The following is a 16,785-nucleotide window of genomic DNA, read 5'->3' on the forward strand; positions in this document are numbered from 1 at the left end:
GTCAGATAATTGCACTAAGCCTGATGTTATAATCCATGAAATAAGTTAACAGCATAGCGCTATTTTATGACACATTCTAGACATATATATGAAATAAATAGCTGTTATGAGAGTAACGAGGTGTTTATTCACTAAATTCGATTAAAGTTCCATTTTTCGGGTGCTTGTTGAAGTTTTTAAGAAGTAACCTGTTCAATCAGTCTTTTTATTAAAGGTGCTCTCAGGCAGTTAAATAATGGCGTCATTGTATTTGGTGTTTCAAACCTGACCAGTTGGTAAGTTTATGTGCTTATTGGTTGGTGATTCGCTCTTTGTTCAAAAAATATTAATTTTTTTCAAACGTGTGTTTTATCAATGTAAAGTGGCCTTATGGGTTGCTACAAAAAGATTTGTTATTTAAAACCTGTCAGATGTGTCAAATTTAAACAGTTAGATAAAACTTGTTTTTTTGTTCGTTGTAAAATATTGTAATCAAACTGTAAGAAAAGTCTGCTGTAATTCTACAGAAAATTGGCTTTAGAAAGCATAATTAGAATTTTTGAAAAATACTGATTAATTGGTCAGTTATACAAAAACATATTATACATACACCAAGGAATAAAAAGATGAATACCCATCGCCTTTCACGCATCTCTGGTGCGGTAATATTTGCGCTAGGACTTTCAACGTCCGCAATGGCAGCTGACACTGCTTCAAATATCCGTGGAACAATTGTTGGTCCTCAGGGTAATGCAGCTGAAAACACTAAGATAACTATTATCCACGAACCAACTGGTACTCGACGTACAGTAACTACAAATGCTAGTGGTGCTTATAATGTTAAAGGCCTACGAGTAGGTGGCCCTTATAGATTAGAAGTTGATTCTGACAAGTTCCAAGACGTTAACATCGATAATATTTACCTTTCTTTAGGTGAAACACATCGAGTTGATCAACAACTTAAATCAGAGAACGTAGAGGTAATTTCAGTTACTGGTTCTAGAGTGGTATATGACTCAACTGCAAACAAAAGTTACTTTGGTGCGGATGATATCGCAAATACGCCTAGCTTAAACCGTGATTTAAAAGATGTGGTAAGAAATAACCCTCTAGTGGTTATTCAACCAGGTGATGATAGTGCGATGACTATCGCGGGTAGCAACCCTCGTTTTAATTCAATTAGTATTGATGGCATTCCATTAAATGATGATTTTGGTTTGAATAACAATGGTTACCCTACGCAGCGTAATCCATTCCCGTTAGATGCTTTAGATCAAGTTTCAGTAGAAGTAGCTCCCACACATGCCAAATCAAGTGGCTTTACTGGTGGTAGCGTTGACGCCGTTTTTAAATCAGGCACAAACGAATTCCATGGAAACATGTTCTTTGAAAGAACAAGTGACGCATTAGCAGGTACGCCTGTTGATTCTATGGCTCGAGATGAAGACGATGACGGAAAACGTCCAATCGATTTCGAAGAAGAAAATTATGGTTTTACAGTTGGTGGGCCAATCATCGAAGATAAACTTTTCTTCTTCGCTGCTTACGAAAAGTTTAAATCGCCTCAAGTTATTGAATATGGTGCCGGTGGTACCACAATTGGTGCAAACCAAACAACTGTTACGGCAGCTGAAGTAGACGCCGTGCGTGAAATTGCGAATCGTGTTTACGGTGTTTCTGATATTGGTGAATATGATTCACAACCTTTGTTGGATGATGAAAAATACATTCTAAAGCTAGATTGGAATATCAATGACTATCATCGTGCTAACTTCGTTTACATGTTTAACGAAGGTAACAACACGCGTAACATGACAACATCTGATCGTGAATTACGTTTAGATACACATTGGTATAACAAATTTGAAGAGTTAAATAACTTTAGTGCAAAACTTTACTCTGATTGGACTGACAATTTTTCAACGGAAATCAGTATTACTCAAAAATCTGTTGAGACCGGTCAAGTATCACTAAAAAAAGATTTAGGTTTAGGTGACGTTACTATTCGCAATATTGACATTGATGGCGATGGAGATCGTGGTTCATTAGCCTTTGGTTCTGATGCTTTCCGTCATTCAAACAGCTTAAACAATGACCTAACAATTTTAAAATTCGATGGTAGTTATTTACTGGATGATCATGTTATTGATTTCGGTATCGATTATAAGATTCTTGAAGTAGAAAATCAGTTCCTGCCTAATTCAAGGGGTACGGTTCAGTTTAACAGCTTAGAAGACTTCGAGAACAGAATCGTATCTCGCTACACGTACGAGAATGGTGTAGGTAATGATCCGTTGGCTGTTGCTGCAGCGTTCGAGCGAAAAGATTTAGCATTCTATGTAAACGACACTTGGGATTTTTCTGACGAATTAACGTTGTCTTTTGGTTTACGATATGAACGATTATCTTCAAACGATCGCCCTAAGTTTAACCAAGGCTTGTTTGACAGAACTGGATTCGACAATACTTTTAATATGGACGGTGTCGATATCTTCCTTCCGCGTGCTGGCTTTACGTATACGCTTAATGAGAACGTAACTTTCCGTGGTAGCGTTGGTCGTTATGCTGGTGGTAATCCAAATGTTTGGATTTCTAACTCATACTCAAATGATGGTATTAGTAAACAAGGTGTTTCGGATCGTGATTTATCTGATGATTTTGCATCGACAGGGAATATCTTAACAACGCCACCTCAAGAAGCTATAGATGCAATTAATAGCGGCACAGGTATGTCAACTGCTAATTTAATTGATCCTAACTTTGACATTCCTTCGCAGTGGACTTACATGTTAAATTCAGAAGTAATGTTTGATATTCCTGAATTGGGCAATGATTTCTCTTGGACAACAACAGCAATCTATACTGATAAAGAAAATTCAGCAGAATGGATTAACGCAGCATTGTTACAGGAAGGTGATGTAGTTGGTAGCACAAAAGATGGTGCATTACCTTTCTACGATACACGTGAATTAGACATCATGTTAACTAACGCTGATGATGATGGACGTTCTGTTATTTTAAGTACTGGTTTAGCTAAGACTTGGGATAACGGCTTTAGATTTAACGCATCATATACGTATCAGGATATCACAGAAGGTAACCCTGGTGGTTCTTCAACCGCTCGTAGTAACTACCGTTTTGGTCACTTTGGCGATCATCAGTTAACTCAAGTTGGAACATCTTCATATGAAACTGAGCATAGATTTGTATTAAGCCTTGGTTATAAAACTGAGTTCTTCGAAGGTTACGAAACTAACTTTAACTTATTCTTTGAACGTCATTCAGGTTCTCCATACAGCCATTTAGCCGATTTGGTTAACTTGCAAGGTGGTCGCTTCTTTAATCAGGATCTAATTCAGCCATCAGGTTTTGGTTCTACATTTGGTGGCAATTACTTGGCTTATGTTCCTACAGCTAATGACCCAAATGTAAGATACGAAGGTATCACTGAAGCTGAAGCATTAGCTTACTATGACGAATTAGGTTTAAGTGGTTACGCTGGTGGTTTTGCACCACGCGGTAAAGGAAATGCACCATGGGTGACAAAAATGGATCTTTATGTGTCTCAAGAAATCCCTGGTTTCATGGAAGGTCATAAAGGTGAATTTTATTTCGTTGTGAACAATCTATTAAATCTACTAGATTCGTCTAAAGGTAAAGTTTACCGTCAAGACTTTGGAACACGTGAAGTTATCGAAATGGATATCGACGAGTCGACAGGTCAATACATCATTGGTGACATTGTAAATGACGATTTGACATTCGAAGCTAAACAGTCAACTTATCGCATCAAGATTGGCGTTAGGTACACATTCTAATTAGGATGATGGATTCGATTGTAAAAAGCCGCACACTGTGCGGTTTTTTTATGTTTGTTTCTTGCAGATTTTATGCAGAAACTAGTTAGTTTTTAAGTATTTTAAAAGATCACTAATTTGTTCATTTTTCCATTGTATTCTTTAAGTAGATAGGTAGAATAAAGTTAACCATTTGGTCAGGTATGGCTTTGGTGTTTAAGGAAGATCTATGAACAATGAATTAATAAAGCTTGCTAAACAGGCTTATAACAATGCATATGCACCTTATAGTAAGTTTCATGTCGGGGCGGCTGCGATAACACAATCTGGGAAAATGGTCAGCGGCTGTAATGTTGAAAACGCCTCTTATGGCCTGACTGTTTGCGCAGAACGAAACTGTATTGCGCAGGCTGTTATAGCAGGTGAAACAAAGTTCGAGACTATGGTGATATATACTGAAGAAGATAAATTGACGCCACCATGTGGCGCTTGTCGACAAGTCATCGTCGAATTTTTCGCACAATCAGCCACCATAACTGCTACTAACCATTTAGGTGAATGTAAACATTGGACGGTAGAGGCCTTATTACCTGATGCATTTACCCCAAACGATCTTTTAGATAATTAACAACAGGATGTACCATGTATTTACCACAAGAAATAATTCGTAAAAAGCGTGATGGTGGTGAACTATCAGCTGAAGAAATTCAATTTTTTGCTAGCGGTTTAGTGTCTGGAAAGTTTAATGATGCCCAAGTAGGTTCAATGGCTATGGCAATATTCCAACGTGGTATGTCGACTAGTGAAATAGTTGAACTGACTAAAGCGATGAAATTGTCAGGAGATGTACTGTCGTGGCCTGAATTAGATGGACCGATCATTGATAAGCATTCAACGGGTGGTGTAGGTGATAAAGTCAGCTTTATGTTAGCGGCGATTGTTGGTGCGTGTGGTGCGTATGTTCCTATGATATCTGGCAGGGGACTTGGCCATACAGGTGGCACTTCAGATAAGTTGGAAAGTATAGCTGGCTTTAATGTTCAGCCTACTATCACCGAATTTAAGCGAATCGTAAAAGATGTTGGCATGGCGATTATTTCCCAAACCGACAATTTAGCACCAGCTGACAAACGCCTTTATGGCATTCGTGATGTTACCGCTACAGTAGAATCTATACCGTTAATTACAGCGTCAATTCTGTCTAAGAAATTATCAGCGGGTTTAGACGCGTTGGTGATGGATGTTAAAGTCGGCAACGGTGCAATGATGAATAATGTTGCAGACGCTGAAGCGTTAGCAACCAGTATCGTTAATGTGGCGACAGGCGCAGGTGTACCAACCGAAGCAATTATTACTGACATGAATCAAGTGTTAGGCAGTACGGCTGGGAATGCATTAGAGATGGCAGAAACGGCCAAATACTTATCAGGCGATTTACGTGAGCCTCGACTTCATCAAGTTGTTGTTGCCTTGGCATCTTCAATGTTAATTAATGCAATGTTAGTGAGAAATCACGACGAAGCGATAGAGAAAATTAATCAGGTGCTTAATTCAGGTGCCGCAGCTGAATTATTTAATAAGATGATCCATGCTTTGGGTGGCCCTAGTGATTTCGTGGAAGATCCGTGGAAGACAATGCAAAAAGCGAATGTAGTGACAGACGTTATCGCAACGAGTAATGGCTTAATTACCAGCATGGAAACTCGAGATATTGGGATGTCGGTAGTTGGGCTAAAAGGGGGAAGGTTAGCTAATGGTGAAGCAATTGATCATAGCGTTGGCTTTGATCGTATTTTATCTGTGGGAACGCTAGTAAACAAAGGTGATGTAATTGCCCGCGTTCATGCTCGTACTGAAGACGAAGCGTTAAGCGCTGCTTCACAATATCAGCAAGCAGTAATCATTGAGGCACAAATTAGAGAAATTCCGCCAGTTATTGTTAAAACGATTAAGTATCAGGGATAAGGTTCTACTTCCAACTTAGTGTGAACGAATCCAAATGCTGTTCACACTTCGACTGCTTCGCGCTCAGCATGAACGGAAGTTAATTCCCGTACATCCTGAGTGTGAGGTATGAACAAATCGAAGGGTTACAAAATACGCACATCCTGAGCTTGTCGAAGGGCAATTACGTGCGTCCATACTTCGACTGCTGTGCGCTCAGCATGAACGTTAAAATATTATGTGAACAGAAAAATTGAAGGGCGCACTAATCACGTATTAGTTTAATTAAAGCGTACCAAATATCTTATCGCCAGCATCGCCTAAGCCTGGCAAAATGTAGCCTTTATCATTTAGCTTTTCATCAACTGCGCCAATGTATAAATTAACGTCAGGGTGTGCAGAAACGATTTTATCTATACCTTCTGGTGCCGCGACTAAGAATACCGCTTTAATATTTTTGCACCCGGAAGACTTTAACAAATCAATAGTGGCAAGTGCGGTACCGCCAGTTGCCAGCATTGGATCGATAATAATCGCCGTGCGTTTATCAATATTATTTACGACATTTTCGTAATAGCTTTCAGGCTCTAAAGTCTCTTCGTTTCTTTTTAGACCTACTACGCTAATTGATGCACACGGCAAAATATTTAACGCCCCATCTAACATGCCGATGCCTGCTCTTAGAATTGGCACTAGTGTTGGTTGTTTTTCAGCAAGTATTGGCGCACTAATTTCACCTGACCAACATGTGATATTGGTGTTTGTTAAAGACAGATCAGCCGTTGCTTCAACCATAAGCAAACTAGCAATTTCATTGCTTAGCTCTCTAAAGCTCTTAACTGATATATCATCTTGACGTAGTAACGTCGTTTTATGTTGAATTAAAGGGTGAGTACTGGCAAAAACCGTCATTGTTTTTCCTTTAAAGAATTATTGTATTGAGCAATTGCTAAATGGGAATGACATTAAGAAGTTAAATTAGCAAAGATAAACGTATATTCAAGTAGAAAGTGACAGTCTTTAGAAGACTGTCACGGAACAGCTAGTTTAGGCTTCGAGAAGCTGTTGAGATGGCTGTTCACTCTTATACCAAACCTGTTGTTTAAAATGGGTTCTGCAGAGTGATTCATAGCGCTCATTGCCACCAATCTCAACTTGCTCTCCGCCGGTAGCGGCGTTTCCGTTCTCGTCAACGCGAATAACGAAATTAGCCTTGCGACCGCAATGGCATATTGTTTTTAACTCAACGAGTTTATCAGCCCAGGCAAGTAATGCCGCACTACCTTCGAAGGTATCACCCAAGAAGTCGGTTCTAATACCGTATGCCAATACTGGTATGTTGAATTCATCAACAATATTGGTGAGTTGCTTTACTTGCGCTTCAGTTAAAAACTGGCTTTCATCAATCAATACACAATCAACATTTTGTGTCTGAAGAATGTCAGATACATCTTGATCTAATCGAGTTTGATTGTCGAATAGGCGAGCGTCTGCATCGATGCCTAAACGTGAAGACACTTTTCCCGCTGAAAAGCGATCATCAATTAGTGCAGTATAAAGCACAGTGTTGAGACCGCGCTCTCGATAGTTATAAGATGATTGCAACAAGTGTGTAGACTTGCCCGCATTCATCGTTGAGTAGTAAAAATACAATTGAGCCATTGTTAACCCTTTAACTAATAGGCGTTGTTATTGCTAGGTGTAGCGTCATGGCCAAGCTCGCTAAGTAAATTACCTAATAAGCTACTCGCACCGAAACGAAAATGCGCTGATGACAGCCAATCTCGTCCTAAAATGTTATCAACTAGTGAGATATACACTTGAGCATCATCTGAATTTCTAACACCACCAGCAGGCTTGAAGCCAATCGCATGGTTTTTATCTTTAATAACATTCAACATAATCTCAGCGGCTTCAGGTGTAGCATTTACAGGTACTTTTCCGGTAGAAGTCTTAATAAAGTCTGCACCTGCATCAATGGCGATTTCACTCGCTAACTTAATAAGTTCAGGGCTTGCCAATTCGCCTGATTCAATGATCACTTTAAGCAAAACGTTTTCACTACACGCCTGTTTACATGCACTAATAAGTGCAGCGCCAGTTTCAGTATCGCCTGCTTTTAACGCATTATATGGAAAAACAACATCAACTTCATCAGCGCCATAAGCGACTGCTGCTTTGGTTTCCGCCACGGCAATATCGATATCGCTATCGCCGTGCGGAAAGTTAGTCACCGTCGCTATTTTGATTTCTGGTGTGCCTTGAGCAACTAACTGTTTTTTGGCAATAGGAATAAATCTTGGATAGATGCAAATTGCTGCCGTTTTCCCAGCAGGGGAATTGGCTTGTTTACACAGCTCTACAATGTCTTCGTTTGTTTCGACATTGGTTAAGCTGGTTAAATCCATTAATGACAATGCAATTTGTGCAATCTCTGTTGATTTGGACACTATTGTCTCCTTTATTCTTACTATAAGCTAATGAATACACCGGCTATGGCGGCGCTCATTAAGTTGGCTAGAGTGGCTGCTAACATCGCTTTCATTCCCAAACGGGCTATGTCATGTCGACGACTTGGTGCCATAGAACCAATGCCTCCAAGCAAAATTGCAATGGATGACAGGTTAGCAAAACCGCAAAGAGCAAATGTAACGATTGCTTGTGTTACTGGGCTCAAAGTATCTTTTATTTCAACAAAGTTTATATAGGCAAAGAACTCATTCACTACTATCTTTTGGCCGATGAAACTTCCGGCATGAAGCATTTCTTCGTATGGAACACCGATAATGAAGGCGAATGGTGCGAACACATAACCCAATAACCATTCAATTGTTATGCCTTCAAACCCAAGTAAAGAGGCTGTTCCGCCTACTAATGTATTAAGCAACGCGATAATGGCTATAAATGCAAGTAACATTGCGCCTACATTAACGGCAAGTTTCAGACCTGAAGCCGCTCCGGCAGCTGCCGCGTCGATAACATTAGTTGGTTTGTTGTCTTCTTCAAAATCTACAACTTCATTGTCAAAGGATTGTTTTTCGGTTTCTGGCATAATAATTTTTGCCATTAAAAGACCACCTGGTGCTGCCATAAATGAGGCTGCGATTAGGTACTTCAGTTCAACACCCAGACCGGCATATCCCGCTAAAATGGAACCAGCAACTGACGCCAAACCACCAACCATAATAGCAAACAGTTCAGACTGACTCATTTTTGCGATATAGGGTTTAACAACAAGTGGGGCCTCTGTTTGGCCAACAAAGATATTGGCTGTTGCAGACAATGATTCTGGCTTGCTGGTTTTTAATAGTTTTTGTAAACCGCCGCCGATAATCTTGATGACGATTTGCATAATGTTCAGGTAGTAAAGAACTGCAATGAGTGACGAAAAGAAAATAATGACAGGAAGTACACGAACAGCGAAGACAAAACCCACACCGTTTTCAAACATTGCGTCTGTGCCTAAGCCACCAAACAAAAAGTTAATACCGACTTTTGCGCTATCAATAACTTGCTGTACACCATTTGTGATAGACGCTAGAACGTCCTTACCTGCTGGAACATAGAGAACAAAAGCACCGAGCAATAATTGCAGCAAGAAAGCAAAACCTACAGTACGCCAGTTAATCGCAGCTCTATTTTTTGATAAGCAATAAGCAACGGCTAACAGTACGCCGATACCAATTAATCCTCTTAGTGCACCTAGTTCCATGAATTCCTCTTGTCGTTATAGTTATAGTAAAAGTAAATTAGCTAATGGGGTTTGATTTATTGTTATTTAGGCAGTTACGCCATTCATTAATTGACGAATTTTAGCCTTAATTAATTCAATAGCCATACGGTTTTTGCCGCCTTTGGTAACAACAATATCAGCAAAGGCTTTTTCTGGTTCTATATGTTGATAATACATAGGGCGTACTGTATTTATATATTGTTTCGTTATTGATTCAACACTACGTCCACGTTCTAATGTATCACGATTAATACGTCTAACCAGGCATATATCCAACGGTGTATCCATGTACACTTTGATATCGAACTGCTTGCGTAATTCTGGATTGCTGAAAAGTAATATACCTTCAACTAAGATAATGGGGGTAGGGTTAATTGATTTCGTTTCAGACGTACGCGTATGTGTTTTATAGCAATATACGGGACATTCTACAGACTTATTATTGACTAAATCTTGTAAATGCTCCGCCATGAGGTCATGTTCAAAAGCGTCAGGGTGGTCGTAATTAGTAGCTAAACGATCTTCAAACGCCAAGTGATCCTGACAACGATAATAGGAATCTTCTTTTATAATAGAGATCCCGTGTTTACCAAGTTCTGGTAGTAACTCGTCGTAAATTGTCTCAGCAAAGAGCGTTTTTCCTGATGCTGAAGCACCAGCGATGGCGATAATTGTTGGTTTTGTAGTTTGCAATGTACTTGAAGCCTTAACTCATTAAACTCTGTTACACATAAAAGGCAAGATTATGAACGAATTCGTTACATTCTCCTATATAAAACAACAGGTTTAACTATACTTTGTCATAAATTTAGTACGAAATAATGAATATTTGCACTAGGTTGTAAATGTGATTAGTGGTAAATTAACATATCTTGACCAGATGGTCATGATATAAATTTGAAATAGGTTAAAAAAATGGCAAGAGCAATAATTTTAGTTATCGATAGTTTTGGAATTGGGCATGCGCCCGACGCAAATAAGTTTGGTGATGAGTCAGCAAACACATTTGCTCACATTGCGCAGTATTATTTTGACAAAACTGGTAAAGAAATGGCTCTGCCAAATTTAGCTGCTTTAGGTTTGGTAAGGGCGTGTATTGAAGCAGGCAAAGAAACATTCCCTATGCATTGTGGAAAACCCAAAAAGGGGGCTTTTGGCTATGCAGCAGAAATTAGTAGTGGTAAAGATACGCCAAGCGGACATTGGGAAATGGCGGGTGTACCAGTGCTTTTTGAATGGGGGTATTTTACCAACAAAACTAACTGTTTTCCGGAAGAGTTGATTAGTAAGATTAATGAAGCAACAGGCTATAACGGTATGTTAGGCAATCGCCACGCATCTGGAACCGAAATTATAGCGTCTTTAGGTGAAGAGCACATACGTACAGGGCTACCTATTTGTTACACTTCAGCTGATAGCGTTTTTCAGATTGCGGCTCATGAGGAGCATTTTGGTTTAGATAGTTTATACCAATATTGCGAAACAGTAAGGGGCCTACTCGACGACTATGACTATAATATTGGTCGAGTCATTGCCAGACCATTTACAGGTGACAATGCAGACGGTTTTGAGCGTACGGGTAATCGTAGAGACTACTCCGTATTACCGCCAGCGCCGACGATTCTCGACAAATTTACCGATGAAGGTGGACATGTCATCAGTGTTGGTAAAATAGCAGATATTTTTGCCCATCAAGGTATTTCAGAGAAAACCAAAGCAACAGGTATTGATGCATTAGTTGATGCAACTATTAAGCATATTAAAACCGCACAAGACAAGAGTATTATTTTTACTAATTTAGTAAATTTTGATCAAGACTATGGCCATCGTCGCGACCCGATTGGCTACGCTGATGCATTACAAGAATTTGATAAACGATTACCTGAAATTTATGCAGCCATGGGTGAGAGTGATTTGTTATTTTTAACTGCAGACCATGGTTGTGACCCAACATGGCCTGGAAGTGATCATACTCGTGAATATGTTCCGATGTTGGCTTATCACCATAATATTGATTCGGTTAACTTAGGTGAGATGAATACTTTCGCCTGTTTAGGTCAAACTTTAGCCGAAATGTTCGATTTATCTCCGTTTGACTATGGTGTCAGCTTCTATAAGCAATTAAATTTCACGAAATAGAGCATTTTTCTCGTAAAAAGCTATAATAACGAGTGTTTTTTTAAACAACAAAGATAAAAATAGTATAACAACTAGTCCTTGGGAGAGTACTAATGAAAAAGTTCGGACGAAGCGTTCTTGCGTCTTGTGTGCAGGTTGCATTGTTGTCGTCTGCTGTTGGCTACAGTCAGGTCGGTCTTGCAGAAGAAGCTAAAGAAGAGGTTAAAGGCCTCGAAGTTATAGAAGTAACCGCTCGTAAGCGTGTTGAAAATGTGCAAGAAGTTCCTATTGCGGTTTCAGCATTACAAGGCGAAAAGCTTGATGTATTAAATGATGCAGCGATGGATATTCGCTTTTTAAACGCTCGTGTACCAAGTTTGTCGGTAGAGTCTTCGTTCGGTCGTACTTTCCCGCGTTTTTATATGCGTGGTTTGGGTAACTCAGATTTTGATTTAAATGCATCTCAACCAGTTTCATTAGTGGTAGATGATATTGTTCAGGAAAACCCAATTCTTAAAGGTTTCCCAGTTTTTGATGTTTCGCGAGTAGAAGCACTTAAAGGGCCACAAGGTACCTTGTTCGGCCGTAATACTCCAGCAGGGCTTGTTAAGTTTGACACAGTAAAACCTAGTCAGGTTTTTGAAGGCTTTGCGTCTTTGTCATACGGTAGCAAGGGTACATCAGATTTACGTGCAGCTGTAAGTGGTGGCATTACAGATGAGTTGTCATTCAGGGTATCTGGTTTGCATCAGAAGCGTGACGATTATATCGATAATAAAGCGCCTGGTTTTGAACAAAATGATGTATTAGGTGGTTACACCGATCAAGCGGCTCGTATTCAGTTCCTATACGAAGATGACGGCGTTTATGCGTTATTTAACTATCACGCACGTGATTTAGACGGTAAACCAATTCCTTTTTATGCCAACGGCGCAAGAGCTGGGGCAACTGGTAAATTGGCATCAGGGTTTGATAGTGACGTGGTTTACCACGACGCAGCTTCTCGTGCGACGCAACAAGTAGAAGCTGAAGGCGCAAGCTTTAAACTTGAAATCGATCTAGATAACTATGTATTTACTTCAATTACTGGTTACGAAAGTGCTGAAATCTATTCACGCGCTGACGTTGATGGTGGTTATGGTTGTAATGGTTTTGCTTGTCCGCCAGATTTTGAACCTTCAGGTCCTGGCATTATCAACATTTCTTCAGAAACTGCTGACGGTTTACCTGATCACAGCCAATTCACGCAAGAGTTTCGCTTAACGAGTAATTTCGACGGCGACTTTAACTACCAAGCTGGTGTGTTTTACTTTAAAGAAGACATGACTATCGAAAGTTTTGCATACGATACGTTATTTGGTAACGGCGCGCAAAATGGCTACGTAGTTCAAAAGCAAGATACAACTGCATGGGCGGTATTTGGCTCATTTGATTACCAAATGTCTGAAAAGCTACAAGTAACACTTGGCTTACGTTATTCTGATGATGAAAAAGAATACAGTTCAGAACGTTTCAAAAGCCCATTAGCTATTTTTGGTGCACCAGATTCAGTTCGTGGCGAAGCTAATCCAAGTGATTCACATGTGAGCTGGGATATCAGTGCTTCTTACAAATATACCGACGATGTAAACTTGTATGCGCGTATTGCTGACAGCTTCCGTGCACCGAGTATTCAAGGTCGTTCTCTTTTCGCTTTTGATGATGGTATTTCAATCGCTGATAGCGAAACTATCCTTTCATTTGAAACAGGTGTGAAAAGTGATGTGTTAGACGGAATGGGGCGAATCAATGCGTCTGTATTCTACTTCACTATGGATGATCAACAACTAACTTCTGTTGGTGGTGTTGAAGGTAACGTTGCTAGCTTAGTAAATGCGGAAGAAACAGTTGGTTATGGCTTTGAAATTGACTCAGAGTTTATGATCACAGATGAATTCTCCGTTACAGCTTCAGTAAGTTATAACAATACTGAAATTAAAGATGACAACTTATTCATCCCAGTTTGTGCTTCTTGTACGATTATGGATGAAGTGGTTAATCAGAAAGCGGCAATTAACGGTAACAGCCTACCACATGCGCCAGAATGGATTTTCAACTTCACAGCTAGATACTCTAAAGAAATCGGTGAAGGCGAGTTTTACGTTTATACTGACTGGTCTTACCGCGACGAAATTAGCTTCTTCTTGTATGAGTCTAAAGAATTTACTGGTGACGCATTATTAGAAGGTGGTTTACGTTCAGGTTACACTTACTTCGCAGAAGAAAATACATACGAGTTTGCTGTGTTTGTTCGTAATATCTTTGATACACAACAATCAATTGGCGCTGTAGATTTTACTAACAATACAGTTATTGTAAATGAAGGTCGCTTCGTAGGTGCTGAATTCAAAGTTGAATTCTAAAAAGTAACTTAGCTTTCATCGATAACTTATATCGATATTGAAAGTAGTAATAAAGTACCAGTCAAATGTTAATTGACTGGTATTTTTTTTGGCTGTTTTTCTAATACATGTATTTTCAAAACAGCCGACAAGAATGCTGAATGTTGAAATAAAAAAAACTCCTGAATAGTTCAGGAGTTTTGTTCGATTGTTAACTTACACTCTTTTGAAATTACTAGACTGTTAGAATTTTTAATGTGTTAGTTGCGCCAACAGTTTCCATTAAATCACCATGGGTGAAAATCACTTTGTCACCTTCTTTAAGGTTAGCAATCTTAGAAACTTCCGCTAAAACTGTTTTTGACAAATTGTCGTTATCACAAGCGGTTGAGTCAAAAGCTACTGGGTAAACACCACGATAAATAGCCGTTTTATTAAGTGTTTTAGCATGACGAGACAATGAATAAATAGGTAGACCTGACGTAATGCGAGACATGATTTTGCTCGTATGGCCCGATTCAGTTAGCGCGATGATAGCTTTTACACCAGTTAAATGGTTAGCCGCATACATTGCTGAAAGGGCAATAGTTTCTGACACTTCGTTAAACATCATTTCAATGCGATGCTTAGATGTAGTGACAGAGCTATGTTTTTCAGCACCGATACAAACGGCTGACATTGCTTTAACTGTTTCAACAGGGTATTTACCCGCTGCTGTTTCTGCTGAAAGCATGACCGCGTCGGTGCCATCTAAAACAGCATTTGACACATCCATAACTTCTGCACGTGTTGGCATAGGTTGCTCGATCATGGTTTCCATCATCTGCGTCGCAGTGATTACTGCACGATTAAGTTGACGAGAGCGAGCAATAATGTGCTTTTGTTTACCAACCAACTCCGCGTCGCCAATTTCAACACCTAAGTCGCCACGAGCTACCATTACAACGTCAGACGCGAGAATGATGTCGTCGAGTACTTTGTTATCGTTTACCGCTTCAGCACGTTCAATTTTAGAGACTAAGCGAGCATCGCAACCTGCTTCTTGTGCTAGAAGGCGTGCTTCTCGCATGTCTGAAGCATCGCGAGGAAAAGATACGGCAAGAAAGTCAGCGTTCAGTTGAGCGGCAACTTTAATATCTTCTTTATCTTTCTCGGTTAGTGCGGCAGCTGAAAGTCCACCACCTTGACGATTAATACCTTTGTTATTTGATAATGGACCACCAATTATAACTTCAGTGAATACTGAGGTATCAGTTGTGTGAGTAACTTTAAGTTGTACACGGCCATCATCAAGCAATAATATATCATCGGCAGAAACATCATTTGGTAATGCTTTGTAATCAATACCTACTTTTTCTTTGCAACCTTCGCCTTTTGCCAGCGTCGCATCTAATTCAAATTTATCACCAATTGCCAATTGAATAGGGCCATCTTTGAATGTTGAAATTCGTATTTTTGGACCTTGTAGATCACCTAAAATACCAACATAAACACCCAGCTCAGCCGCAATTTCACGGACTAGCTTTGCACGATTAATGTGGTCTTCTGCAGAACCATGGGAAAAATTAAGCCTAACAACATTCACCCCAGCGGCTAAAACTTGCTTTAGGGTTTCTCTATCTTCAGTTGCTGGACCTAAGGTAGCAACAATTTTCGTTCTTCTAGGCATTGTTATCCTTACTTATAATTAAGTGGTTTAATTTGTTTCTTGAGTAACAGCTAACGTTATTATTCTTTTCGCTCAAATCTAGAACTTCGTAAGCTGTCTTTTACTTTCTTGAGATTATCTCTGAATTTGGTTCCGCGTCGTAATGTGAAACCTGTCGCGAGAATATCTATGAGTGTAAGTTGCGCAATGCGTGATGACATTGGCATGTATAAATCAGTGTCTTCCGCGACTTCTACTGATAACACGATATTACATTCTTTCGCTAAAGGGGTGCCTTGCGTTGTTATACCTATAACAGTAGCATCGTTTTCTTTGGCTAAACTTGCCACTTCTACAAGGGACTTAGTTCTTCCTGTATGTGAAATGACAACGACAACATCACCTTGACGGCTATTAATAGCACTCATTCGTTGCATTAATATGTCATCAAAATAAACTACCGGTACATTGAACCGAAAAAATTTATTTTGTGCATCATGTGCGACAACAGCCGAGGCACCAAGGCCAAAAAACGAAATCTTGTTAGCTTGTGTTAATAAGTCAACCGCTCGATTAATGGTATTTCCATCAAGGCTTTTTCGCGCTAACTCTAAGTTTGCCATGGTAGATTCAAAAATCTTTGCTGTGTATTCATCAGCAGTGTCATTTTCATCAACGTGTCGGTTTACATAAGGCGTACCATTTGCAAGGCTCTGTGCCAAATGCAATTTAAAATCAGGATAACCTTTGGTATCTAAACGACGACAAAATCGATTAACTGTGGGCTCACTTATATTAGCTTGCTTGGCCAATGCGGCGATACTAGCGTGAATTACCGTATTTGGAGAGGCTAAAATTACTTCCGCAACTTTTCTCTCTGACTTACTAAAAGTGTCTAATTCATTGGCTATTTTTTCTAATATGTTCATTACATTTTGGCCTTAGAAATCTTACAGAGTGTAATAAATTTACTCATAAATAACGAAATAAATGAAAATTTATTTCATTTTGTCACCTAATATAAATCAAAATGGCAAAAACTTGCAAATGTTTAATACTTATATAAGTAGTTATTTGCTGCTAGTGCGTAGTGCTTAAAGTATTTTGTTTCTGTAGTAAAATTACAAAAAGTACTTTACTGAAGGCGATAATGACGATAAATTAACGGGTAAATGTAGTTTAGTT

The 16,785-nt window shown here is 39.4% G+C and carries 12 protein-coding genes; 5 read left to right on the top strand and 7 right to left on the bottom strand.

All coding sequences use genetic code 11. From position 1 onward, the window contains the following. Positions 1-605: 605 nt before the first annotated feature. From ACSLUK_RS04280 to deoA, 3 genes are all read left to right on the top strand, one after another. Positions 606-3,797, top strand: a complete 3,192-nt coding sequence (locus tag ACSLUK_RS04280) for a TonB-dependent receptor (RefSeq protein ID WP_448547279.1) — start codon at positions 606-608, stop codon at positions 3,795-3,797. 208 nt (positions 3,798-4,005) lie between these two features. Further along, the gene (locus ACSLUK_RS04285; protein ID WP_448547280.1) at positions 4,006-4,404 is read left to right on the top strand and encodes a cytidine deaminase; all 399 of its coding nucleotides are present in this window, start codon (positions 4,006-4,008) and stop codon (positions 4,402-4,404) included. Positions 4,405-4,418: 14 nt separating this feature from the next. Then, positions 4,419-5,741: a thymidine phosphorylase gene (gene deoA, locus ACSLUK_RS04290; RefSeq protein ID WP_448547281.1), complete on the top strand. Its 1,323-nt coding sequence runs from the start codon at positions 4,419-4,421 to the stop codon at positions 5,739-5,741. Positions 5,742-6,005: 264 nt separating this feature from the next. On the opposite strand, the gene upp is transcribed toward deoA, so the two are convergent. The 5 genes from upp to udk form a co-directional block, all read right to left on the bottom strand. After that, positions 6,006-6,632 carry a uracil phosphoribosyltransferase gene (upp, locus tag ACSLUK_RS04295; RefSeq protein WP_448547282.1) on the bottom strand — a complete coding sequence of 209 codons (627 nt, stop codon included), beginning with the start codon at positions 6,630-6,632 and terminating at the stop codon, positions 6,006-6,008. 135 nt (positions 6,633-6,767) lie between these two features. Beyond that, positions 6,768-7,382 (bottom strand): thymidine kinase, encoded by a 615-nt coding sequence (locus tag ACSLUK_RS04300; RefSeq protein WP_448547283.1) that lies wholly within the window; start codon positions 7,380-7,382, stop codon positions 6,768-6,770. Positions 7,383-7,396: 14 nt separating this feature from the next. Next, the gene (gene deoC / locus ACSLUK_RS04305; RefSeq protein ID WP_448547284.1) at positions 7,397-8,170 is read right to left on the bottom strand and encodes a deoxyribose-phosphate aldolase; all 774 of its coding nucleotides are present in this window, start codon (positions 8,168-8,170) and stop codon (positions 7,397-7,399) included. Between the two features lie 20 nt (positions 8,171-8,190). Continuing rightward, positions 8,191-9,432 carry a NupC/NupG family nucleoside CNT transporter gene (locus ACSLUK_RS04310; RefSeq protein ID WP_448547285.1) on the bottom strand — a complete coding sequence of 414 codons (1,242 nt, stop codon included), beginning with the start codon at positions 9,430-9,432 and terminating at the stop codon, positions 8,191-8,193. A 66-nt stretch (positions 9,433-9,498) separates the two neighbouring features. After that, positions 9,499-10,146, bottom strand: a complete 648-nt coding sequence (gene udk / locus ACSLUK_RS04315; protein ID WP_448547286.1) for a uridine kinase — start codon at positions 10,144-10,146, stop codon at positions 9,499-9,501. 222 nt (positions 10,147-10,368) lie between these two features. Between udk and ACSLUK_RS04320 the strand changes: the two genes are divergently transcribed. Both ACSLUK_RS04320 and ACSLUK_RS04325 read left to right on the top strand, forming a co-directional pair. Beyond that, complete coding sequence (locus tag ACSLUK_RS04320) at positions 10,369-11,592, top strand: phosphopentomutase (RefSeq protein ID WP_448547287.1); 1,224 nt, start codon at positions 10,369-10,371, stop codon at positions 11,590-11,592. Positions 11,593-11,684: 92 nt separating this feature from the next. Further along, complete coding sequence (locus tag ACSLUK_RS04325) at positions 11,685-13,973, top strand: TonB-dependent receptor (RefSeq protein ID WP_448547288.1); 2,289 nt, start codon at positions 11,685-11,687, stop codon at positions 13,971-13,973. Between the two features lie 214 nt (positions 13,974-14,187). Here the strand turns inward: ACSLUK_RS04325 and pyk are convergent, their stop codons facing one another. After that, positions 14,188-15,621, bottom strand: coding sequence for a pyruvate kinase (pyk, locus tag ACSLUK_RS04330; RefSeq protein WP_448547289.1), 1,434 nt, complete (start codon positions 15,619-15,621; stop codon positions 14,188-14,190). A gap of 59 nt (positions 15,622-15,680) precedes the next feature. Then, entirely contained in the window at positions 15,681-16,529 is an 849-nt protein-coding gene (locus tag ACSLUK_RS04335) for a MurR/RpiR family transcriptional regulator (protein ID WP_448547290.1), read from the bottom strand. Between the last annotated feature and the right edge of the window lie 256 nt (positions 16,530-16,785).

Source organism: Thalassotalea fusca (assembly GCF_053485835.1).